The organism is Arenibacter sp. F20364 (assembly GCF_023015905.1).
In the GTDB taxonomy this organism is placed as follows: Bacteria; Bacteroidota; Bacteroidia; order Flavobacteriales; family Flavobacteriaceae; genus Arenibacter.
In genome coordinates this window covers 1-20,401 of record NZ_JALKBD010000010.1, presented here as the reverse complement: position 1 = coordinate 20,401, position 20,401 = coordinate 1, and the positions used below count along the sequence as shown (strand labels likewise).

At 35.6% G+C, this 20,401-nt stretch carries 23 protein-coding genes; 22 read left to right on the top strand and 1 reads right to left on the bottom strand.

All coding sequences use genetic code 11. From position 1 onward, the window contains the following. Positions 1–514 precede the first annotated feature (514 nt). The 6 genes from MWU84_RS09985 to rsgA all read left to right on the top strand — a co-directional run bounded on the left by MWU84_RS09985 (position 515) and on the right by rsgA (position 7,008). Positions 515–2,311 (top strand): nucleoside hydrolase-like domain-containing protein, encoded by a 1,797-nt coding sequence (locus MWU84_RS09985; protein WP_246901221.1) that lies wholly within the window; start codon positions 515–517, stop codon positions 2,309–2,311. A gap of 6 nt (positions 2,312–2,317) precedes the next feature. Further along, a complete protein-coding gene (locus tag MWU84_RS09980) occupies positions 2,318–3,742 on the top strand; it encodes a DUF1593 domain-containing protein (RefSeq protein WP_246901219.1) in 1,425 nt (474 codons plus the stop codon). Positions 3,743–3,958: 216 nt separating this feature from the next. Further along, positions 3,959–4,540, top strand: a complete 582-nt coding sequence (locus MWU84_RS09975; RefSeq protein ID WP_246901216.1) for a Crp/Fnr family transcriptional regulator — start codon at positions 3,959–3,961, stop codon at positions 4,538–4,540. A 78-nt stretch (positions 4,541–4,618) separates the two neighbouring features. Beyond that, positions 4,619–4,906 carry a hypothetical protein gene (locus MWU84_RS09970; protein ID WP_246901215.1) on the top strand — a complete coding sequence of 96 codons (288 nt, stop codon included), beginning with the start codon at positions 4,619–4,621 and terminating at the stop codon, positions 4,904–4,906. Positions 4,907–4,918: 12 nt separating this feature from the next. Further along, on the top strand, positions 4,919–5,647 hold the full coding sequence (locus MWU84_RS09965; protein WP_246901212.1) for an SDR family NAD(P)-dependent oxidoreductase: 729 nt from the start codon (positions 4,919–4,921) through the stop codon (positions 5,645–5,647). Between the two features lie 245 nt (positions 5,648–5,892). Continuing rightward, positions 5,893–7,008, top strand: a complete 1,116-nt coding sequence (gene rsgA / locus MWU84_RS09960; protein WP_246901209.1) for a ribosome small subunit-dependent GTPase A — start codon at positions 5,893–5,895, stop codon at positions 7,006–7,008. Positions 7,009–7,224: 216 nt separating this feature from the next. Here the strand turns inward: rsgA and MWU84_RS09955 are convergent, their stop codons facing one another. Beyond that, positions 7,225–7,476, bottom strand: a complete 252-nt coding sequence (locus MWU84_RS09955) for a histidine kinase dimerization/phospho-acceptor domain-containing protein (protein ID WP_348647863.1) — start codon at positions 7,474–7,476, stop codon at positions 7,225–7,227. 385 nt (positions 7,477–7,861) lie between these two features. On the opposite strand from MWU84_RS09955, the gene MWU84_RS09950 reads away from it, so the two are divergent. The 16 genes from MWU84_RS09950 to MWU84_RS09875 all read left to right on the top strand — a co-directional run bounded on the left by MWU84_RS09950 (position 7,862) and on the right by MWU84_RS09875 (position 20,071). After that, the gene (locus MWU84_RS09950) at positions 7,862–9,100 is read left to right on the top strand and encodes an SDR family NAD(P)-dependent oxidoreductase (protein ID WP_246901204.1); all 1,239 of its coding nucleotides are present in this window, start codon (positions 7,862–7,864) and stop codon (positions 9,098–9,100) included. Continuing rightward, complete coding sequence (locus tag MWU84_RS09945; RefSeq protein WP_246901202.1) at positions 9,078–10,127, top strand: aldehyde reductase; 1,050 nt, start codon at positions 9,078–9,080, stop codon at positions 10,125–10,127. Before MWU84_RS09950 ends, MWU84_RS09945 begins: the two co-directional genes overlap by 23 nt. 5 nt (positions 10,128–10,132) lie before the next feature. Further along, positions 10,133–10,909 (top strand): AraC family transcriptional regulator, encoded by a 777-nt coding sequence (locus tag MWU84_RS09940; protein ID WP_246901199.1) that lies wholly within the window; start codon positions 10,133–10,135, stop codon positions 10,907–10,909. A gap of 61 nt (positions 10,910–10,970) precedes the next feature. Further along, a complete protein-coding gene (locus MWU84_RS09935; RefSeq protein ID WP_246901196.1) occupies positions 10,971–11,561 on the top strand; it encodes a Crp/Fnr family transcriptional regulator in 591 nt (196 codons plus the stop codon). A gap of 105 nt (positions 11,562–11,666) precedes the next feature. After that, on the top strand, positions 11,667–12,686 hold the full coding sequence (locus MWU84_RS09930) for an alpha/beta hydrolase (RefSeq protein ID WP_246901194.1): 1,020 nt from the start codon (positions 11,667–11,669) through the stop codon (positions 12,684–12,686). A gap of 56 nt (positions 12,687–12,742) precedes the next feature. Continuing rightward, positions 12,743–13,267, top strand: coding sequence for a YceI family protein (locus tag MWU84_RS09925; RefSeq protein WP_246901191.1), 525 nt, complete (start codon positions 12,743–12,745; stop codon positions 13,265–13,267). Positions 13,268–13,356: 89 nt separating this feature from the next. Continuing rightward, the gene (locus MWU84_RS09920) at positions 13,357–13,821 is read left to right on the top strand and encodes a VOC family protein (RefSeq protein WP_246901189.1); all 465 of its coding nucleotides are present in this window, start codon (positions 13,357–13,359) and stop codon (positions 13,819–13,821) included. Between the two features lie 16 nt (positions 13,822–13,837). Next, positions 13,838–14,332: a VOC family protein gene (locus MWU84_RS09915; RefSeq protein WP_348647864.1), complete on the top strand. Its 495-nt coding sequence runs from the start codon at positions 13,838–13,840 to the stop codon at positions 14,330–14,332. A gap of 79 nt (positions 14,333–14,411) precedes the next feature. Then, positions 14,412–15,008 carry an NAD(P)-binding domain-containing protein gene (locus MWU84_RS09910; RefSeq protein ID WP_246901185.1) on the top strand — a complete coding sequence of 199 codons (597 nt, stop codon included), beginning with the start codon at positions 14,412–14,414 and terminating at the stop codon, positions 15,006–15,008. A 120-nt stretch (positions 15,009–15,128) separates the two neighbouring features. Then, a complete protein-coding gene (locus MWU84_RS09905; RefSeq protein WP_246901183.1) occupies positions 15,129–15,707 on the top strand; it encodes a Crp/Fnr family transcriptional regulator in 579 nt (192 codons plus the stop codon). Positions 15,708–15,809: 102 nt separating this feature from the next. Further along, entirely contained in the window at positions 15,810–16,667 is an 858-nt protein-coding gene (locus MWU84_RS09900) for an SDR family oxidoreductase (RefSeq protein WP_246901182.1), read from the top strand. A gap of 60 nt (positions 16,668–16,727) precedes the next feature. After that, the gene (locus MWU84_RS09895) at positions 16,728–17,360 is read left to right on the top strand and encodes an NAD(P)H-dependent oxidoreductase (protein WP_246901180.1); all 633 of its coding nucleotides are present in this window, start codon (positions 16,728–16,730) and stop codon (positions 17,358–17,360) included. Positions 17,361–17,366: 6 nt separating this feature from the next. Further along, positions 17,367–17,861, top strand: a complete 495-nt coding sequence (locus tag MWU84_RS09890) for a nuclear transport factor 2 family protein (RefSeq protein WP_246901179.1) — start codon at positions 17,367–17,369, stop codon at positions 17,859–17,861. Between the two features lie 22 nt (positions 17,862–17,883). Next, positions 17,884–18,426 (top strand): DoxX family protein, encoded by a 543-nt coding sequence (locus MWU84_RS09885; RefSeq protein WP_246901178.1) that lies wholly within the window; start codon positions 17,884–17,886, stop codon positions 18,424–18,426. A gap of 110 nt (positions 18,427–18,536) precedes the next feature. Then, on the top strand, positions 18,537–19,352 hold the full coding sequence (locus MWU84_RS09880) for an oxidoreductase (RefSeq protein ID WP_246901177.1): 816 nt from the start codon (positions 18,537–18,539) through the stop codon (positions 19,350–19,352). A 5-nt stretch (positions 19,353–19,357) separates the two neighbouring features. Then, entirely contained in the window at positions 19,358–20,071 is a 714-nt protein-coding gene (locus tag MWU84_RS09875) for an AraC family transcriptional regulator (protein WP_246901175.1), read from the top strand. The last annotated feature ends 330 nt before the right edge of the window (positions 20,072–20,401 follow it).

Sequence of the window (20,401 nt, the reverse complement as noted above, 5' to 3'; positions counted from 1 at the left end):
TTATCAAACTTATTAAATATATCGTAATATGAATGGCTTAAATTGTAGATTTAATAAATTTTAACATTACAAAATACGAATATGCAAATTATAGCCAAAAAGCTAACGAATCATCAGCTTTTTAGGGCTTCGCAGATCAAACTAAAAAACAAATTGACAGTAATTTTGAGAAAGGTAATTACTTTTAAGAGTTAGGGCTATGATCGACCTAATTCAGCTTTCAATCCAAAATTCCAATAAATGGTAATAGAATATATAACCCTATTTCCCATATATAGAATTCGAAACTCTGATTAAACGACCATAAAAGTAATTAATTGATCTTACTTAAAAATGTAGGGGGGCCACCAAAAAAGAAAAACATCATGAATCAAATAAAATTCATTTCTTATTTTTAATGACTTAATAGGCTATCTTATAATATCAAAAATATTAGGAAGAATTTATTAATTGTTCCTCCCTTAAGGAAAGACTCTTTTAGCTGAATTCGATGAACTCAAAATCCACTCTAAAAATGATACTAATTAGAACGCTGCTAGTTTTATTCACATTCAGTTTGGGTATGGCATATTCCCATACAACCCATGGTTATGATCTGTGGATGGGATATACCATAAAAACTGATGCCGAAATATTAAGTAATTACAGTGCGTTGGCAAAATCAGTATATTTTCCACAGAATAGCGAAGTTTTGAAAGCCGCCCAACAGGAACTCGAAAAGGGCTTTAAGGACATGCTCAATATCCCTGTAAATTTTAATAAAACGTTGGATCCAACAAATTCATTGATAGTATCCAAGAAAGATGTTTTGGATCCTAATATTTTGTCATTGCTTAGTGAGAAAGTAGGTCAACAAGGAAACGAGGGATTTGTAATTGAATCGATTCGCCTTAAGGGGAAAAAGGTACTAGTAGTTGCGGCCAATACCGATGTAGGAATTCTTTATGGGGTATTTAGATTACTGCGACTACTACAAACACAGGAAAATTTAAACGATATTAAAATATCCGATTCCCCAAAAATAAGTTTAGGAATGCTAAACCACTGGGACAATCTGGACCGGACCGTGGCCTTGGCACAGTGCCAGAGTTCTGAAAACCAAATACCCAAACCCCGAATATTGATTAGCTCGGATATTGGAGGAACCGACCCGGATGATTTTCAGTCTATTATACATTTATTAATGTATGCCGATCTATTTCAAATAGAAGGGCTGGTTTCTTCACCTTACGGAGAAGGTCGTAAGAAAGATATTTTGGATATGATAGATCTTTATGAAAGGGATCTGCCAGATTTAAAGAGGCACGCCCCAACCCTACCCCGTCCAGATTCGTTAAGGAACCTATGCAAACAAGGAGCTCTTGCTGCAGCAACATATAAAGGATATGACCAAGCTACAGAAGGGTCCGACTGGATCATCAAATGCGCAAAAAAAGATGCTGACGGACCCCTTTGGGTTTTGGTATGGGGCGGTTTGGAAGATTTGGCGCAGGCCCTTCATGATGCTCCCGAAATTGAAAAAAACATTAAGATATATTGGATTGGTGGCCCCAACAAAAAATGGAGCATCAATGCCTATGCTTATATCGCAAAAAATCACCCAAATCTATGGATAATCGAGGCCAATGCTACCTATAGAGGTTGGTTTATGGATTCGGAATCCTCAAAAGAACTCAAAGGGGACAACTATTATGATAATTTCATTCAGGGACGGGGCGCAATGGGTAAAAATTTTAAAAATCATTATAAGGGAGAAATAAAAATGGGGGACACACCTTCCCTTGCCTATGTTATGAACGGGGACCCAAACAATCCTTTGGGCGAAAGCTGGGGTGGAAGTTTTATCCCCATAGATCGCAGCTCACGAACAATTTTTACAGGAAATAGCAGCACTATGGATACGGTAGCAGCCTATGGAGAATTGGAATGGAGGTTTACGGGTCCCGATTTGGACATTCCACGGGATTCAACTTGTTTCACAATGGAAATTTCCAGTCAAATATGGCCAGGATATTATTTAGGCGACGGTACATATGCGGTACGCTACTCCTCCAAAAAACCAGAAACTGGGAGCTATGTTACCAAAAGTGCAATTCCGGAATTGGATGCCCAAAAAGGGCAGTATGTTAGTATTACTCCTTGGCCAGGAAAAACAAATTCGACCGACTATCCCGTAGGCCCCCATTGGTATAGTGATAAACTGGAACCAGAACTTTTCCTCGGAGATCAGCAAGGCGCAAAAACAGTTTCAAAACATCGTAAAGCCTTTTTAAGGGATTGGGCAAAGAGATGGCAATGGTTAAATAAATAGAAAAATATGAAAATTAGCTACTTAATAGCAGTGATGGGCATAATAGTGTTTACAACTACCTCACATGCTCAAGAAAAACCAAGAGTATTTGTGCTTACCGACATAGAAAACGAACCTGATGATGCCATGTCCATGGTCCGTTTTCTGGTATATGCCAATCATTATGATATTGAAGGCTTGGCAGCTACGACCTCTGTGCACCAACAAAATAAAGTAGCTACCTATCGCATTCAAGAAATTGTAGAGGCCTACAATAAGGTTAGGGATCAGCTTGAAAAGCACGAATCAGGGTTTCCTACGGGGGATGAATTAAAATCATTGATAACAGAAGGACTACCGGAATACGGGGTTGGTGCTGTAGGCGCCGGGAAAGACTCGCCTGCCTCCGAATTATTGATCAAAGCAGTAGACAAAAAGGACACTAGGCCTCTATGGGTAACGGTATGGGGCGGACCAAATGTCTTGGCACAGGCACTTTGGAAGGTTAGGGAGACTCGTTCAAAAAAAGATCTGGAACAATTTGTTAAGAAAATAAGGGTATATACTATTTCAGATCAAGACGATAGTGGGCCATGGCTCCGCAAAGAATTTCCTGAATTGTTCTACATCGCCAGTCCAGGATTTAACGCCGGAGGGGGCTACCATCATGCCACATGGAGTGGCATAAGTGGCGACTTTTTTCATGCCCGCTGCGATGGTGCCAATTTTAATATTGTCTCAAACGAGTGGTTGGACCAAAATATAAGAAGTAAGGGGCCATTAGGGGCCGAGTATCCGATGTGGGAGTATTTGATGGAAGGTGATACACCCTCATTTCTTCCCTTGATCAATAATGGCCTAAACTATCCAGAACACCCAGAATGGGGTGGCTGGGGCGGTAGATATGAATTTTATACCCCCAGAATGCAAAAATGGTTTTTACATCCTGAGAGCAGGCCTTTCTTTTCAGATGCCGAGGATGAAGTCATGGGCATTGATAGCCGTTGGCACTCGGGCAATCATGAAACCATTTGGCGGTGGAGAGAAGAATTTCAAAACGATTTCGCAGCTAGAATGGATTGGAGCATAAAAGAGTACGATAAGGCAAACCATCCACCCATAGCCAAACTAGCACATGGAAAAAATCTAGTGGCCAAAAAGGGCGACAAAATAATTTTAAGCGCGGTAGGTTCCAGCGACCCAGATGGTGATGCCCTGTCATACCATTGGTTTTTTTACGAAGAGGCCGGCACCTTCTCTGTTGCCAGTGCGCGTAGTGGACAGCCGTTGGAAATTGAAAACTTTGATCAGCCCGAAGCATCGTTCACCGTTCCCACCAAACGTGTTGGGGGTTCGGGTACGGGAACCATGCACGTTATCCTCAAGGTGACGGACCATGGATCGCCCCGCTTAACACGTTATCAACGTGTAATAATCAGTATTGAAGAATAACCTCAGGTCCCTAAATGAACCTGTAGTGTGGGCGGTACTCAAAATAATCCGACACAGGCTGACGGTTGTGCTGATTTTTTGTTTCCTTCATTCTAGCTATTACTCAGGTAACCTTTCCATAAGCCAAGGATTTATACCATATCTGTTAAATAATTAAGATAAGTGTAAGATATACAAGGATTAAAATTTAATAAATTTACTGTAAGTTTATTTTAAATGGATGATCCAAAAATTTATAAAACCCTTAATAGCATTAGCCCTATTACTGAAGAAGCTTGGTCCGATCTTAAACCATTATTTGAACCTCTAAAGCTTAAAAGAAATGACTATTTGGTAAGAGAGGGGTCAAAAGCCAGCTATTGTTATCTACTTATGGAAGGAGTGGTGAGAGTATATTATAACAAGGAAGGTAATGAATACAACAAGACTTTTTTTGTTCCTGGAATGTTCCCTACCCCCCTAACTGCATTATTATCAGGCGCCCCTTCCTCATTGTCGTTCCAATCACTTTTACCTTGTCAACTAGTCAAGTTTTCATATAATGGATTTAGGTCTTTGTTTATCCAACACAGATGCTTGGAATCGTTAATGCTTCAAATATTGGAAGGCCTATGGATTAAAAAAGAAAGGCATGATATTCATATGGTAACCAATGACGCTACAACCAATTACTTAATTTTTAGACAAGATTATCCAGAATTGGAAAATCAAATTCCTCAGTACCACATTGCTTCCTATTTAGGAATTACCCCCATACAATTGAGTAGGATACGGGCTCAATTGGCAAAACAAGGATAATCCCATTCCTTAACCCATGTTAATGCCTTGGATTTGTGTTCAGTGCAACTTTGCAATGAACATAAAAATGTATGCGCCATGAAAACTTTATTCCACCATCCCCTATTAATTTATTGTATCGCTGGTTTTGCCTCTCTGTGCATTATGATTATCGTCGACTACATCCTTGGAGCTGAGGCCGAACACCTGAATGCCTGGGTAATAGTCAACAAGCTTTTGGGCATGCATACGGGAATTGGCGAAAGTCTGGCATTTCAACATCTGGGTTTGGTAGGGGCTACCCTGCTAATGCTGCTATCAAATGCAATTTTCGGGTTTATTCTCATTCAACTTATCAAAATATTTATTCGGATTATTCATTCATAAAAAATACTTAACATGAAACTTAACAACAACACCATCCTTATAACTGGCGGTAATTCCGGTATAGGTTTAGCCCTAGGCAGAGCATTGTTAAAACTCAATAATACCGTGATTTTATTGGGAAGGGATAAAACAAAACTTGCAGTAGTAGAAAAGGAAGGATTCGCAACAATAGTATGCGACCTGGAAAGCCAGGGAGCAATAGAAAACGCAGCAGTACAAATTCAGAACAAATATCCGCACATCAATATCCTCTTTAACAACGCCGGGGTCCAATACAACTACAAATTCACCAAGAATGTAATTCCCCTCAATAGGATTTCGCGAGAAATAAATATTAACCTTATCGGGCAAATGACTTTGACCCAGATATTGATTCCCTTATTGAGCAATGCCGAGAAATCCATCATCGTCAATACCACTTCCGGTCTGGGAGCATTCCCAAAGCTTGATGGATTGGTGTATAGTGCAAGTAAAGCTGCCATGCGAAACTTCACAACGGGACTTCGAACAAGCTTGAAAAATTCAAATATTCGAGTATTGGAATTTATTCCTCCCGTTACTGATACCGAAATGACCAAAAGGAGGGATGAAAAAAAAATGCCTGCGAAAGAACTCGTTGAACATATACTGCCACAACTGCAAAGGGAAAAGAAAATATTAACAGTTCCAAAAATGCGGATTTTTCTATGGATTGCATTTTTATACCCAGCACTGGCCCATAAAATCCTTTCAAAATCATGAGGCTGGTTAATCCACTTTTATAAACCATCATCAGTACGAAAAAATACCGAAAACCAATTCTTCTTACTATAATTTAGTAAGTCCTTAAATCTACCTAAGTTAAAAATTATAATAAAAAATGGATTTCCACCAATATTATTTATACATTGACTAGGGCATAAATATCATTGCAAGGATAATAACAATTTTGAAGAAAATAATATATAACGATCGCTATGGCCTATTGATATCGGTCAATACAAAAAATGCAACTACTTATTAAGACCAATCGTTTTGATCAATACCCAATTATGCAAATGTCACTTGAAGATTTAGGATACAACGGTGAGTTAGAAGAATACCGAAGGGAGCACGGCCTTAGTTCATTTGAAATTGGAAGAGTCATTTCAGAGCATAAAGACCGGTATACCGTACAAACCAATGCCAACGAATACGACGCTGAACTCTTGGGAAATTTAAGGTTCACGGCAACAAACAGAAACGATTTACCTGCTGTTGGTGATTGGGTATCCATCTCAGAGTATGACGGCAATAAGGCCATTATTCACGCAGTGCTTCCCAGAAAATCTATTTTAGAAAGAAAGGCTGTTGGCAAATTGGGCCAAACCCAAATTATTGCCACGAATATTGATTTTGGACTAATCGTTCAATCTGTAAACAGAGATTTTAATATAAATCGGTTAGAACGTTACATGACCATCTGCCATACTTCTAAAGTTGAACCTATAATTGTTTTAAGCAAAGTGGATTTAATTGAAAAAAAGAGTTTGCAAGAACTGTTGAATCAAGTTAAGGAAAGACTTAAAAACGTTCCTGTATATGCTATTAGCAATCAAACTCAATTTGGGATAGACGAAATAAAGACCAAATTAATTCGAGGTAAAACCTATTGTTTACTGGGCTCATCAGGAGTAGGGAAATCAACGCTTATTAATACCTTAACCGGAGTAAAATTGATGGAAACAGGAGAAATAAGCCAGAGCATTGATAGAGGCAAACATGTCACTAGCCATAGGGAATTGATTGTTTTAGATAAAGGAATTATCATTGACAATCCCGGAATGAGAGAAGTTGGAATTACCAGTACTCCTGACGGTCTTGAAATGACCTTTGATGAAATCTTGAGTCTTGCCCAAAATTGCAGATTCAGTGATTGTACCCATACTCATGAAAAAGGATGCGCAGTATTGGCCGCGATTGAAAATGAAAGTTTAGATCCAGCCTCCTACGCGAATTTCCTGAAAATGCAAAAAGAAAAAATACATTTTGAGTCTGATGCCATAGAGAGAAAAAGGAAGGATAAGGATTTTGGAAAAATGATCAAAAGGGTACAAAAACAAAGAAGAAATAATAAATACTAGGCACAATTAGTTGCCCTATATAAACCGCTAATCCATCCCAATAATTATCGCAAGGGCCCATTTTGGATGCAAAATCCCAAAACCTTCAATTTATGGCCTATTGTTGATAACAATAAAATTATAGCTATGACCAAACCGTTCAGGATTACCAAGCTCCGCCCGGCATACCAATTTCTATAGCTTTCAGGAGGGGTTCGGCACTCAAGATAATCCTTATCATCCAAACAAATTATTTCGTTTATCTATTAGCGCATCTATGTCAATGTCAACCTTCGAGTTTTGCATTTTCCGATAATAAACATCGATTAACTCACGTGTAAACTTTTCCAATTCTTCTGAGGCCCCATACAGCTTTTGGGAAAACTCTTTTATCTCTTTCTCACTTAGCTCCTTGTCATTTAAAATACTGGCTAAGCTCATTATTGTAGTAACAGGTCTGCGCATAACATGACTGATGTCGAAAAGCATCTGCTCAATGGATGCAAATTATATAAGCTCAAATTGGTTCCTATGCCTCGATAATATTCAAGGTATACAAAGAATCCATAGGGTCAGAAACGAATACAACAGCAATCCAGGAAGACAAGGAAAAATGTCGTAATAGTAACATGTCATCAATTGTGTTTGTGATTTTACGGGAATATCATGAAGTACTTTAAACAATATAAAGGGAGTCAGTCAGTCAACTCTGTTATGGTGAGAAAAACAGGAAGTGGTTCAAATGTTTGGATACAGGACAATATTCAAAAAGTAATGTTTAGAAGGATTATTACGTTATCCACTACAGCCGAAGTAATTTTGGACTTTTCAACAAAGTTTATTATCAAGTTTATAAAGAATTTTGTTCCATAAAATGAAAACAATGGAATACAATTCAAAAAAACGAAAAGACAAAACTAAATCCAACAAATCTATATTTAAGCGAGTATTATGGATTTTAGGTTTAATAGCGGTCAGCTTTATTTTGCTTATCATTGGTTCTGCTGCCTATATAGCAATTAATGATAAAGCAGCAGAATCGCCACTTTACACAGGACCTATTATCCCTGACGAATTCCAAAAACCAATTAAAAATAATTTTGATCACCATACAGAAGCAATGGATGTTGTAGAAGGGCTTGATTTAAAAGGTAAAACAATTATAATGACTGGAGGTCATAGCGGAACTGGAAGAGAAGCAACAAAAGCATTTGTGAGTAGAGGGGCAACTGTAATTGCACTGGCAAGAGATGTGGATTGGGCCAACAGAAACCTAAAAGGGTTGCCCAACATTGAAATTGAATATTTGGATTTATTAAAGCCAAAATCTATTGAAGCATTTACCCAAAAGTTCTTAAAATCTAACCGGCCAATTCATGCGCTTATCAATAGTGCTGGAATATATAATATTCCATTAACGAGAGACGAAAGAGGTTATGAGTTACAGTTTGCAACTAATGTTCTTGGACATTATGAATTAATAATGAAATTGCTTCCTGCTTTGAAGAAAGCTAATGGAGCTCGCATTGTCAATTTATCATCTCGTGGGCATCGTTTAAGTAATGTTATAAATGACGATGTGAATTTTGAGCATACAGATTATGACGGAATGATATCTTATGCGCAAAGCAAAACAGCATTGATTCTTTTATCTGTAAAATTTGATAAACTTTTAAAGGATTCAAACATTAGAAGTTTTGCAGTACATCCTGGTCCAATTCCTTCTTCAGATCTTTTTGCCTCGTCCCAAGTAGGTATTGCTTCAAACACCAAAGTATTGTTCATGAAAGTTTCTGCAAAATTATCTAGGGCAATTAATTACACTTGGTTATTGAACTTTTTCAGGAATCCAGAAAATGTAGGAGATATTTATAAAACTGTAAAAGAAGGCGGAGCTACTACAACCTGGGCAGCTGTCAGTCCTGAATTAGACGGAAAAGGAGGCTTGTATTTAGAGGATTGTAATATAGCAAAACTAGTCCCCAATGGTAGCAATGCCCCCTTCGGTGTAAGGCAATATGCTCTAGATATGGAATCAGCTGACCAAATACTCAGAATTTGCGAAAATATGACCGGTGTGATACTTAAAAATGAAAATGATGGACGCGAATAATTTAAACACAAGAGTTTTAGTAACAGGAGGCACGGGTTTTTTAGGGTCACATACTATTATTCAATTACTGCAAAAGGGATATAAAGTAATAACTACCGTGCGCTCTTTAGAAAGAAAAACAAATGTTCTGGAAATGCTTAAAAATGGTGGTGTAACTTCGTTTGACAATCTGGAATTTATAGAAGCAGATTTAACAAAAGATAAAAATTGGGAAAATGCAGCAAAAGACTGTAAATATGTATTACATCTTGCTTCGCCTTTTCCTTCGGGTGAACCAAAAGATGAAAACGAATTAATAATTCCTGCCAAGGAAGGAACACTTCGAGTATTAAAAGCTTCTCGAAATGCAGGTGTAAAACGCATTGTTATGACATCTTCATTTGCAGCAATAGGTTATAGTATCAACCCTGAAAACCATATCTTTACTGAAGAGGATTGGACGGATCCCAATGCAACTATTGGGGCATATATCAAATCAAAGACACTTGCTGAACAAGCTGCCTGGGATTTCATTAAAACTGATTCATGCACTTTAGAATTAACAGTTATTAATCCTGTTGGAATATTTGGCCCCATTTTAGGTAATGACTTTGCAAGTTCGGTAGGATTGATAGAACAACTCATGAATGGAAAAATGTCAGCAGCGCCAAAAGTTTATTTTGGTATTGTTGATGTAAGGGATGTAGCAGCTATACATATCAAAGCCATGATAAGTAAGGAAGCTAAAAATCAACGTTTTTTAGCCTGTTCAGATGAGACTACTTCTTTACCTGAAATTGCAATGATTCTTCGTCAACAAAAAAATGAATCTGCAAAAAAGGTTACTAAAAAAGTGCTTCCTAATTGGTTGGTGAAAATATTATCATATTTAAAGCCTGAATTAAAATCCGTTGCTTCTCAAGTAGGAATTATAAAAATTATTTCTAATAAAAAAGCAAAAACTATTTTAGATTGGAAACCTCGAAATAAAGAAGAAACTATAAACGATACTGCTGTTAGTCTAATTAAATTCAATATTATTGAGTAAAATAAATGGATATAAAATCGTGTTATATAGGACCAGAGATTTCACCAGAACAATTTATTCCGGAACATTTGTTTTTGTTTTTGGCCAAAGGAATCTTAAGTGGTTATGATGGCAGTAATTATGTTACAATGAATCCGGGCGATTGTTGCATTGTTCGTAAAAACCATTTGGTACGTTATAACAAACAAAAAAAGATTGATGAATTTGAAAAGGTAGCCGTTGTTTTTGATGAAATATTCTTAAAGCGATTTCAAGAAAAGTATCAACCAGTAAGAAGGGGTTACAAACCTAAGGAGGTATTTATCCATTTAAACAACAATGAACAAATCACAAGGTTTATTAGCTCATTGATGCCATATTATGATGGCAAAGGAAAAATTAAAAAAGAAAAACAAGATTCCAAACGAGAAGAACTCTTACTTATCTTGTTAGAAATGCAGCCAGAATTGTATGGTGTATTTTTTGATTTTGGAAAACCAGAAAAAATAGACTTGGAAAAGTTCATGAACCAAAACTACAAATTCAATGTGGGTATAGAGCGTTTTGCATATTTAACTGGTAGAAGCCTTTCTGCGTTCAAAAGGGATTTTAAGCAAACATTTAATGACACACCTAGTCGATGGTTAATTCAAAAAAGATTACAAGAAGCTTATTTTCTCATTTTTAAAAAGAACCAAAAGCCATCCGAAATATATATTGACTTAGGTTTTGAAAATTTGTCCCATTTTTCATTTGCTTTTAAAAAACAATTTGGAATTAGCCCAAAGAACTTATTGTGTTAATTATTTCAATTTAATTTTATTTGGCTAACTTTATTGGATGCTATCTAAGCAAATGATTTCAATGGATGCAAGAGAAATATTAGCCCAATATCTCCAAAATTATGTTGATTTGAATGAAGACGAAAGCAATCAATTCGTAAGCTGTTTTGAGGAGATAAAAGTAAAAAAAAGACAATTCATCGTACAACCTAATTTTATTGCTCATCATGTACATTTTATCGTGAAAGGAGCTTTTAGATCTTATGTTGTAACAGATGAAGGTAATGACCATACAACTTCTTTTGCCATTGAAAATTGGTGGATTACTGACTACAATAGCTTTATATATCAACAACCGGCAACATCTTTTGTAATTGCTCTTGAAGATAGTGTAATACTACGTGTACATTACGAAAATCAGAAAGAGCTAAAACAAGCAAATCATAAGTTTGAAACTTTTTTCAGAATTATTGCAGAAAGAGGGTTGGCTTTTTTTCAACGTAGAATTACAAATAACATAACATTATCTGCAGAGAGGCGTTATGACCAATTTATGAGTAAGTATTCTCATATTGCTCAACGCTTACCTCAATACGCTTTAGCATCTTTTTTAGGAATGACACCAGAATTCTTATCCAAGATAAGAAACAATAAGGTTCAAAAGAAATCTTAAACTACTTCAACCATTTTTCCTAATCTACTTCATTGGAACTAGGAAGCTATTCATTGCACTTTTGTAATGTCAATATTGACATATAATAATTTAAACAAAAGTAAAATGAAAATAGTAACACTTATTCTAATACTAATTAGTGCACAAATAAATGCTCAAGTAAAAGATTACTTGAATGATGAACACATAGACAATGGCACTAAAGAATTTTTAAAAGTACTTAACTCTTCCGGCGGCCCTGGGTTGGAAACTTTTTCTAAAGAAGATGCTCGTCAGGTACTAGTTGGAGCACAAGCATCAATTGATGTAGACCTTTCAGGTATTGAAGAATCTGAGAAAACCATTAATCATGATGGGTATGAAGTAAAACTAAATATCGTTCGTCCGAGTGGTACAAAAGGAACGCTACCAGTTTTCATGTTCATCCATGGTGGAGGGTGGATATTAGGAGACTACCCAACACACAAAAGGCTGGTGAGAGATTTGGTAGTTCGTTCAGGTGCAGTGGCAGTATTTGTAAATTATACACCTTCACCAGAGGCACAATTCCCTACAGCGATTAATGAAATTTATGCGGCTACTAAATGGGTGTCCAAGCATGGAGAAGAAATCAATGTAGATGGACGTAAACTTGCGGTAGTGGGTAATAGTGTTGGTGGTAATATGGCAGCAGTTACTGCTATTAGGGCAAAAGAAGAAAAAGGCCCGCTATTAAAAGCTCAAATATTATTATGGCCAGTAACAGATGCAAGTATGTCACAAGAGTCTTATAAGACTTTTGCTAAAGACCGATTTTTGACCACGGCCATCATGGAATGGATGTGGAATCAATATACCACGAATACCGAAGAACGTAATTCAATCTACGCATCACCACTTCAAGCAGGCTTGGAACAGTTAAAAGGATTACCGCCAACCGTAATAATGGTCGCAGAAAACGACATTTTAAGAGATGAAGCAGAAGCTTATGGTCGTAAACTTGATAAAGCGGGTGTTGAAGTTGCGACTGTAAGATATAATGGTACAATCCATGATTTTGGAATGCTCAATGCTTTATCAAGTATTCCATCAACCCAAGCAATGCTTGATCATGCTGCAGCAGAAATAAAAAAATATCTGAAGTAAATTTTTAATAATCCAAAACAAGTATAACCGTCAGAAATGACATAAATAATTTTAAAATGAAAACAGTTGTAAAAACAAAATGGAATTTAGATGTAGCACACTCAGAAATAAGCTTTAAAGTTAAGCATATGATGATCTCTACAGTAACCGGACACTTCGAAGACTTCAGCGCAACAGCTGAAACTGAAAACGAAAATTTCGTAAATGCAGATTTTAAATTTGTCGCAAATGTTGATTCTATCAATACTAAAAATAGTGATAGAGATGCTCACTTAAAATCAGATGACTTTTTCAATGTAGAAAAATATCCAGAATTGACTTTTAAATCAAAATCTTTTGATGGAGATAAATTAGTTGGAGATTTAACAATTAGAGATAAAACCAAAGAAATTGTATTAAATGTAGATTTTAATGGATTAGCTGTAGACCCTTATGGTCAAACCAAAGCAGGTTTTGAAATTACCGGAAAAGTGAATAGAAAAGATTTCGATTTAACGTGGAGTGCGGTAACAGAAGCAGGAAGTATAGTGGTAAGTGACACAATTAATCTTGTTGTTGACCTACAATTTGTTAAAGAATAGTTTTTAGTCAATAATGTTTATTGAGGCTGAAAAAAAATTTTCAGCCTCAATATTAGCCAAAGCAAATAAGAACATCGTTAAGAAAAAAAATGGAAAATCAAACAAAATTAAAGGGAGGTTTAAACACATTAGCATTATATAATGTTGCTTTTGTGGTTTCTAATATTGAAGAATCAATAAAGTGGTATACTAATATACTAGGATTTAAATTAGTAATGAAACAAGCTATCCCTGTAGAAAAAGGTGAGTTACAAATGGCATTCATGGAAGGTGCACGTATGAAGATTGAAATGCTTCAAAATTCAGATAGTCAAATAATTGATGCGATGATTAACGATTCAAAAATTGATGCACCACCAACGGTAGTTGGCAGTAAAGCGCTGGTTTTTCAAGTAGAGGATTTAAAGAAAGCAACAAAAGAACTTGAAGAAAAAGGGGTAGAATTTTTATGGAAAGACAGATATCTAGCTGAAGGCGCATTATTTTGTACTATGGCATTAGACCCAGATGGTAATCGAATAAATATTTTTCAAGCAAACACAGTAATCCAATAATAAGAAAACTAAAAGCATCATAGCAAAAATTGATCATATTGGTTTAAATGTGCCAGATATCGATAGTGCTACTGTCTTTCTACAAGAGGCTTTTGATGCTAAGATAATTTATGAATCTTACAGCAGAGAGCTTACTCCCTTAGAAGCATCTGATGAACTTGCATCAGCACTTAAGCTTGCACAAAAAGCAGCTCTTTATTCGTGTAGGATGATTAAAATAGGAAGTGGCGTTAGAATAGAGTTATTTGAAATTCATGTTGATGGTCAGAGACAACCAATAAAATCTAGTGATTTAGGATTAATACAATTTGCGTCTTATACAAACTATATGGATGAAGCAATTCAAAAATTTGAAGTAGCTGGAGGAAAAATGTTGTCAGGTCCAAATCCATTTTTATTTCCAGCTGAGAAAGGGGATAAAAACTTCTTTTGTTACGGCTTAACACCTTGGGGTACAACAATTGAATTTATCACCTATCCAGATGGGGTGCCATATGAAAAGAAGCAATAACATTTTTTTAATAACACTTTTCAATAAAATAATAAAAGCATATCTATTAAGACAGTATAAAAAATAAAAACATTAGATTATGAAAACGGCAATAATAGGAACAGGAAAAATTGGAGAAGCAATAGCTAAAAAATTAGTTAAAGCAGGACATAGCGTTTTGCTTACAAATAACAAGGGCGCTGAAAGTTTAAAAAACAAAGCAACAAGTATAGGAAACCTAGCAATTCCTACAGATTTAAGTAAGGTTAATCAAGCAGAGGTGCTTTTTCTTACAGTTAGATGGTCGCATTTGAAGCAAGTAGCGGCAGATGTCCCTAATATAGAAGGTAAGATTTTAGTTGACGTTACCAACCCAATTTTAGATGATATGAGTTTTGACGATTTAAAAGGAAAAGCTGCTAGTGAAATTGTACAAGAACTTTTTCCAAAAGCACGAGTAGTAAAAACATTGAATCATTACTTTTTGAAATGGATAGCTGCAGATCCAAAAGTTGAAAATGGCAATCGTATTGCTTTTGTATCAGGTGATGATACCGAAGCTAAAAACACAGTTTCTAATCTGCTTCATGAATTCGGTTTTAAGCCCATTGATTTAGGCAATCTAGCCACAGGAAGTAAACTACAGCAAGCTGGTGGATCATTAGCTGCATTAAATATTGTAAGTTATCCAGCTTAAATAATTTTCTTGTTTCTCTAATAAAGAGAAAATAAATAGCCTAAAGTACTTATTTAATGTACATTTTAGGCTTATTTTTTACACACTATTTTCAAAGTTAAATTTTTAACTTTGTGTATTATGTTAGAAGTTTTCAAGAAATATATAAATGACAAAGTATCTATGCCTGAGGATGACTTAAGCGAGATACTTTCTTATGCCATATTAAAAAAATTGCGTAGAAGGCAATTTCTATTGCAAGAAGGTGATGTTTGGCGTTATAATGCCTTTGTATCCAGTGGTTTTCTTAGAAAATATTCTGTAGATGACAAAGGAACAGAGCACATTATGAGCTTTTCGCCTGAAAACTATTGGACGGGAGATAGAGAAAGTCTTGTTAATGAAACACCTTCAAAGTTTAATATAGAAGCCCTAGAGAATGCAGAAATACTGTTATTCAAAAAAGATGACTTTGATATGCTCTGCAAGAAATTCCCTTTATTTAATAATATGGTCAACAATATATTGCACAGAAGCTTCCTTACTTCCCAAAACAGAATCCATTCCAGTATTAGTCTTACATCTGAAGAAAAATATAATAATTTCGTTTTAAAATTCCCATCAATTGCCAATCGTGTTCCCCAACACATGATCGCTTCATACATAGGTATTTCACCCGAAACCCTAAGCCGCATTAGATCCCAAGCGAACAAGAGGTAAAAACGTTGACATTTGTCAATAGTTTTTTCATTTAAATGTCAATGGAAAAAAGTCCATTTCAGTGACATCTTTGTCTCATTAATAATTTAAAATTATATAAAAATGAGCAAAGTAATTTTTATCACAGGAACAAGTTCAGGTTTTGGGAAATTAACAACCATCACTTTATCAAAAGCCGGTCATACTGTAATCGCTGGTATGAGAGGAGTATTGGGCAAAAACAAAGAAGCGGCCAATGAACTTTCAACATTGCCTAATGTTGAAGTAGTTGAAATTGATGTAACTGATGACAGTTCGGTATCAAATGCATTTCAACAAACACTTTCAAAACACGGAAAAATTGACGTATTGGTCAACAATGCCGGAGTAACAGGTTTTGGGCTTTTGGAAGCTACTTCATTAGAGCAAATCCGTAAAATGTTTGAAGTAAACTTTTATGGTGTTATTAGAACTTATCAAGCTGTTTTACCAAGTATGCGTAAGGAAAAAAGTGGTTTGATAATCAATATAACTTCGGGGGCAAGTGCTCACACATTACCTTTTATGATTCCCTATTTAGCTTCAAAGTTTGGTGTAGAAAGTATTGTCGAAGGTTTACAGGCGGAATTGGCCCAATTCAATATTGAAAACGTAACCATACAACCAGGTGTTTATCCTACAGAAATGAACAACGGCAGTAAACCAGGAATTGGTGCGGACAAGCCTGAAATAGCAGCAGCATACGATCCTGTTGCAACAGAAATGTTTAATGCCATTGGAACTGGATTATTTGGCAAAATGCAAGAGTTCGATATGAATCCTCAAACCATAGCGGACGGAATCTTAAACTTGGTAAGCATGCAAGACGGAACTAGACCATTGCGCTATCCACTTGATGCTATTGCGCAAGGTACAGATGTAGAATTTATCAATGCGAGAGCAGAGATAAAAGAAAAGTGGTTGGCCACATATAGCGGGTAATAAGTTTAATCAAACACGCTTATCCTAATACCTAGGGTAAGCGTAAAATCCTTAAATAAAATGGAAATTATAGAAGCAATGAAGTGGCGTTATGCTGCTAAGAGAATGTCAGGCAAAAAAATACCGGATAGCACCATAAATAAAATTATCGAAGCTATGCATTTAGCTCCTTCCGGTATAGGATTACAGCCTTATGAAATTATCATTATTACCAATAACGAGCTGAAGAGCAAGATAGAGCCCATAGCTTTTAATCAGAAACAAATTGTTGAATCTTCACATTTGCTAGTCTTTGCAGCCTGGGATACCTATTCAAAAGAAAGAATTGATGGTGTTTTCGATCACTTGGCAAAAGAGCGTGATCTACCCATTGAAAAAACTTTAGGACAAAGGAACTTTTCAAAACAGTTTTTTGGAGCGATGAGCGATGAAAACAATTTTCATCATGCAGCCAAACAAGCACATATTGCATTAGGTATTGCTACACTTGTTGCTGCACTTGAAGGGATTGACGCTACTCCAATGGAAGGTTTTGACCCATTAGCCTTAGATGAATTGTTGGGGCTTAAAGAGAAGGGATTGAAAAGTTCAATGCTATTGGCCTTAGGGTATCGAGATGATAATAACGACTGGAACTTAAACCTTAAAAAGGTGAGAAAACCATTATCGGAATTTTTAACTGAAATAAAATAGTCAAATATGAAAACAAAAATAATAATGCTGGCGATTTTGATAGTTATGGGGTTTAATTCCAATCTAAATGCACAAGAATCTAACCCAAAACTAAATTCCGAAGAAAATAGTATAAAACAAAAAAAACATACAGATATGAGCAAAGTAGACATAGAAGCTTTAGCAAAAAAGCATTTGAAAATATGGTCAGAAGAAGATGCTGGAAAGCGAAACAAGTCCATTAAAAAAGTATATGCAGAAGATGTAGAAATAGTCGATCCATTTTTTGTAATAAACGGACATTCAAAACTGAATGATTTCATTGAAGAATTACAAGCAAAACATCCTAGTTTTTCCTTCAGTATTTCTCAACCAATTGAAAGTCATAATAATGTAGCGAGACTGTTTTGGCAATTTGGGCCATCTTCCAAACCTGATGAAATAACAGGACAAGACATCTTTGTCATAGAAAATGGAAAAATAAAATCGCTTTATATTTTCATTGATGGGCTAAAAAATTAAACTCATTTAAAAAAATCAAATCATGAAAACAATTTCAACAATTTCAAATCTCCTTTTTGGAGAACGCAAAAGCAATAGCTTTGCTTCAATAGGTTTATTAATAGTACGTCTAATTGCAGGTTTTGGATTAATCATGCATGGGTTACCAAAGCTTGCCACACCAATGAGTTTCGCGGGAGATGCCTTCCCGGGCATTCTTCAATTATTAGCGGTTATAAGTGAATTTGGGGGCGGTATTGCATTGATACTCGGCATTTTTGTGCCATTGGCATCCTTGGGTGCTACTATAACTATGTTTGTAGGTATAGCCTTTATGCATATACCTTTTAAAGATCCTATTTATCGTATTACTGTAAAATATTCATTTGAAGGTGATGGAGATCCTTTTTTTGGGTTTCCATTATGGTTAGCTAAAGCAGATGGACATAGTGCCGCAGGATCTGGCTCTGCAGAACTTGCATTACTTTATCTTATAATAGCACTGTGTTTGTTTTTCGTTGGAGGAGGGAAATATTCGTTAGACCACTATCTAAAACATAAGATATTAAAGCAAACAACTCTTTAGTTGGTTCGCAAGTTCTTTACCTGTTGCTCAAAGATATGTTTGAGCTTTTAAACAAAGTAGCTACACTAAAGGTGAGCTACTTTTGCTTTATAACTTTATAAAAGTAATATATGAACAAAGTGGTATTAATAACCGGAGCCTCTTCAGGAATGGGCAAAACAACAGCCAAATTGTTGCTAAAAGAAGGATTTATAGTTTACGGTGCAGCTCGTAGGGTCGATAATATGAACGATTTAAAACTGTTGGGAGCCAAAATTCTTCTAATGGATGTAACCCGGGATAGTACAACAGTTTCTGGCGTTGATGAAATTATCAAAAATGAAGGTCGAATTGATGTGCTGATCAACAATGCTGGTTTAGGGTATTATGGTGCCATTGAGGAGGTAGCCATAGAGGATGCACGCTATCAATTAGAAGTTAATGTATTTGGAGCTGCTAGATTGATGCAATTGGCTTTACCTTATATGCGTAAGAATCAGTTTGGTAAAATTGTTAATATATCTTCTATTGGAGGTAAGTTGGCAAATCCATATGGAGGTTGGTACCATGCAAGTAAATTTGCTTTAGAAGCCTTAAGTGATAGTTTGCGAATGGAGGTTAAACAATTTGGTATAGATGTCATTGTTATAGAACCAGGTGGAGTTAAATCTGAATGGAGTGATATAGCTATGAAAAATGCTCGTAAAGTTTCTGAAAAGGGAGTTTATGGGACTATGGTAGATAAAATGATAGAAACAGGTGAAAAATTTAAAGCTAAAAATGCCGAACCTGAACTAATTGCCAATCTTATCCTAAAGGCTATAACCGTGAATAAACCTAAAACAAGATATAGTGGCGGCTTTATGGCAAAGCCATTACTTTTAATGAGGAAGATGTTATCCGATAAAATGATGGACAAAATAATTTTGAGCCAGTTTAAAAATTAAAACTAATGAGTGTACAGAAACATAATTTACTTTATTCCTGTGTCTACGAAAAAGAACGAGGTAATGAACAGTTTGTTAACGAACACGCTTTAGGGATTATACTTTCAGGAGGATTACATCTTTATACAAATAATGGTACAGTCACTTTAAAAAAAAATAGCATTGGGCTTATCCGAAGAAATCAATTGGCTAAATCCTTAAAACTACCTAAATCTAATAAGCCTTTTAAAGCAATTAATATTTTACTTGAGCAGAACGCATTAAAAAAATATGCAAAGATTAATAATATTGAAAAACAGAATTCCTATAAAGGAGATTACATGATTGAATTAACCAGAGACGTTTTCTTGAAAGGTTATTTTGAATCATTGTTACCATATTTTAATAATCTTCAAAAGCTAACAGAACCTATTTCTGAAATAAAAACAATGGAAGCTTTAGATTTACTTTTTAAAGTAAAACCGGAGCTTTCCAATTTTTTATTCGATTTTAAGGACCCTCATAAAATCGATTTAGAAGCTTATATGAACCAGAATTTCACTTTCAATGTTTCTCTCGATAAATTTGCTAAACTTACAGGAAGAAGTCTGGCAACAATTAAGCGTGATTTTCAAAAAACTTTTAGTGATTCTCCAGGGCGTTGGTTGACCAAAAAACGTTTGGAAGAAGCACACTTCCTTCTAGACAAAAAAACAAAAAGCCTTCAGAGATATATCTAGATTTAGGTTTCGAAAATCTTTCCCATTTTTCATATGCCTTTAAAAAACATTTTGGTACCACAGCATCCAGGCTATCAAAGAAGTAATGAATTATTGTAACAAATGGACTAAATAATCTTTCCTTATCAATTTAAAAGAATTAACCATCATAATAGACAATAGTTATTCAATTTAAATGTAAACCCGTGTTCCCCGAGAACCCAAAGACTAAAACTCCTTGTTCACAAACCTTTTCATGGATCAAGAACAAAACTTGGGTCTGAAGTGAATAATTTATTTCTTTGCACTTTAAATTTAAGGGATGGACAAAGGAACCGATTTATCGTTATT

Bases quoted from the DNA above. Each gene is read 5' to 3' on its own strand.
- MWU84_RS09930 (WP_246901194.1), top strand. From the start codon at position 11,667: ATGAAAATAGTAACACTTATTCTAATACTAATTAGTGCACAAATAAAT.
- MWU84_RS09905 (WP_246901183.1), top strand. From the start codon at position 15,129: ATGTTAGAAGTTTTCAAGAAATATATAAATGACAAAGTATCTATGCCT.
- MWU84_RS09890 (WP_246901179.1), top strand. From the start codon at position 17,367: ATGAAAACAAAAATAATAATGCTGGCGATTTTGATAGTTATGGGGTTT.
- MWU84_RS09880 (WP_246901177.1), top strand. From the start codon at position 18,537: ATGAACAAAGTGGTATTAATAACCGGAGCCTCTTCAGGAATGGGCAAA.
- MWU84_RS09900 (WP_246901182.1), top strand. From the start codon at position 15,810: ATGAGCAAAGTAATTTTTATCACAGGAACAAGTTCAGGTTTTGGGAAA.
- MWU84_RS09955 (WP_348647863.1), bottom strand. From the start codon at position 7,476: ATGCTTTTCGACATCAGTCATGTTATGCGCAGACCTGTTACTACAATA.
- MWU84_RS09895 (WP_246901180.1), top strand. From the start codon at position 16,728: ATGGAAATTATAGAAGCAATGAAGTGGCGTTATGCTGCTAAGAGAATG.
- MWU84_RS09935 (WP_246901196.1), top strand. From the start codon at position 10,971: ATGGATGCAAGAGAAATATTAGCCCAATATCTCCAAAATTATGTTGAT.
- MWU84_RS09875 (WP_246901175.1), top strand. From the start codon at position 19,358: ATGAGTGTACAGAAACATAATTTACTTTATTCCTGTGTCTACGAAAAA.
- MWU84_RS09940 (WP_246901199.1), top strand. From the start codon at position 10,133: ATGGATATAAAATCGTGTTATATAGGACCAGAGATTTCACCAGAACAA.
- MWU84_RS09925 (WP_246901191.1), top strand. From the start codon at position 12,743: ATGAAAACAGTTGTAAAAACAAAATGGAATTTAGATGTAGCACACTCA.
- MWU84_RS09965 (WP_246901212.1), top strand. From the start codon at position 4,919: ATGAAACTTAACAACAACACCATCCTTATAACTGGCGGTAATTCCGGT.
- MWU84_RS09980 (WP_246901219.1), top strand. From the start codon at position 2,318: ATGAAAATTAGCTACTTAATAGCAGTGATGGGCATAATAGTGTTTACA.
- rsgA (WP_246901209.1), top strand. From the start codon at position 5,893: ATGCAACTACTTATTAAGACCAATCGTTTTGATCAATACCCAATTATG.
- MWU84_RS09950 (WP_246901204.1), top strand. From the start codon at position 7,862: ATGAAAACAATGGAATACAATTCAAAAAAACGAAAAGACAAAACTAAA.
- MWU84_RS09885 (WP_246901178.1), top strand. From the start codon at position 17,884: ATGAAAACAATTTCAACAATTTCAAATCTCCTTTTTGGAGAACGCAAA.
- MWU84_RS09985 (WP_246901221.1), top strand. From the start codon at position 515: ATGATACTAATTAGAACGCTGCTAGTTTTATTCACATTCAGTTTGGGT.
- MWU84_RS09910 (WP_246901185.1), top strand. From the start codon at position 14,412: ATGAAAACGGCAATAATAGGAACAGGAAAAATTGGAGAAGCAATAGCT.
- MWU84_RS09920 (WP_246901189.1), top strand. From the start codon at position 13,357: ATGGAAAATCAAACAAAATTAAAGGGAGGTTTAAACACATTAGCATTA.
- MWU84_RS09975 (WP_246901216.1), top strand. From the start codon at position 3,959: ATGGATGATCCAAAAATTTATAAAACCCTTAATAGCATTAGCCCTATT.
- MWU84_RS09945 (WP_246901202.1), top strand. From the start codon at position 9,078: ATGAAAATGATGGACGCGAATAATTTAAACACAAGAGTTTTAGTAACA.
- MWU84_RS09970 (WP_246901215.1), top strand. From the start codon at position 4,619: ATGAAAACTTTATTCCACCATCCCCTATTAATTTATTGTATCGCTGGT.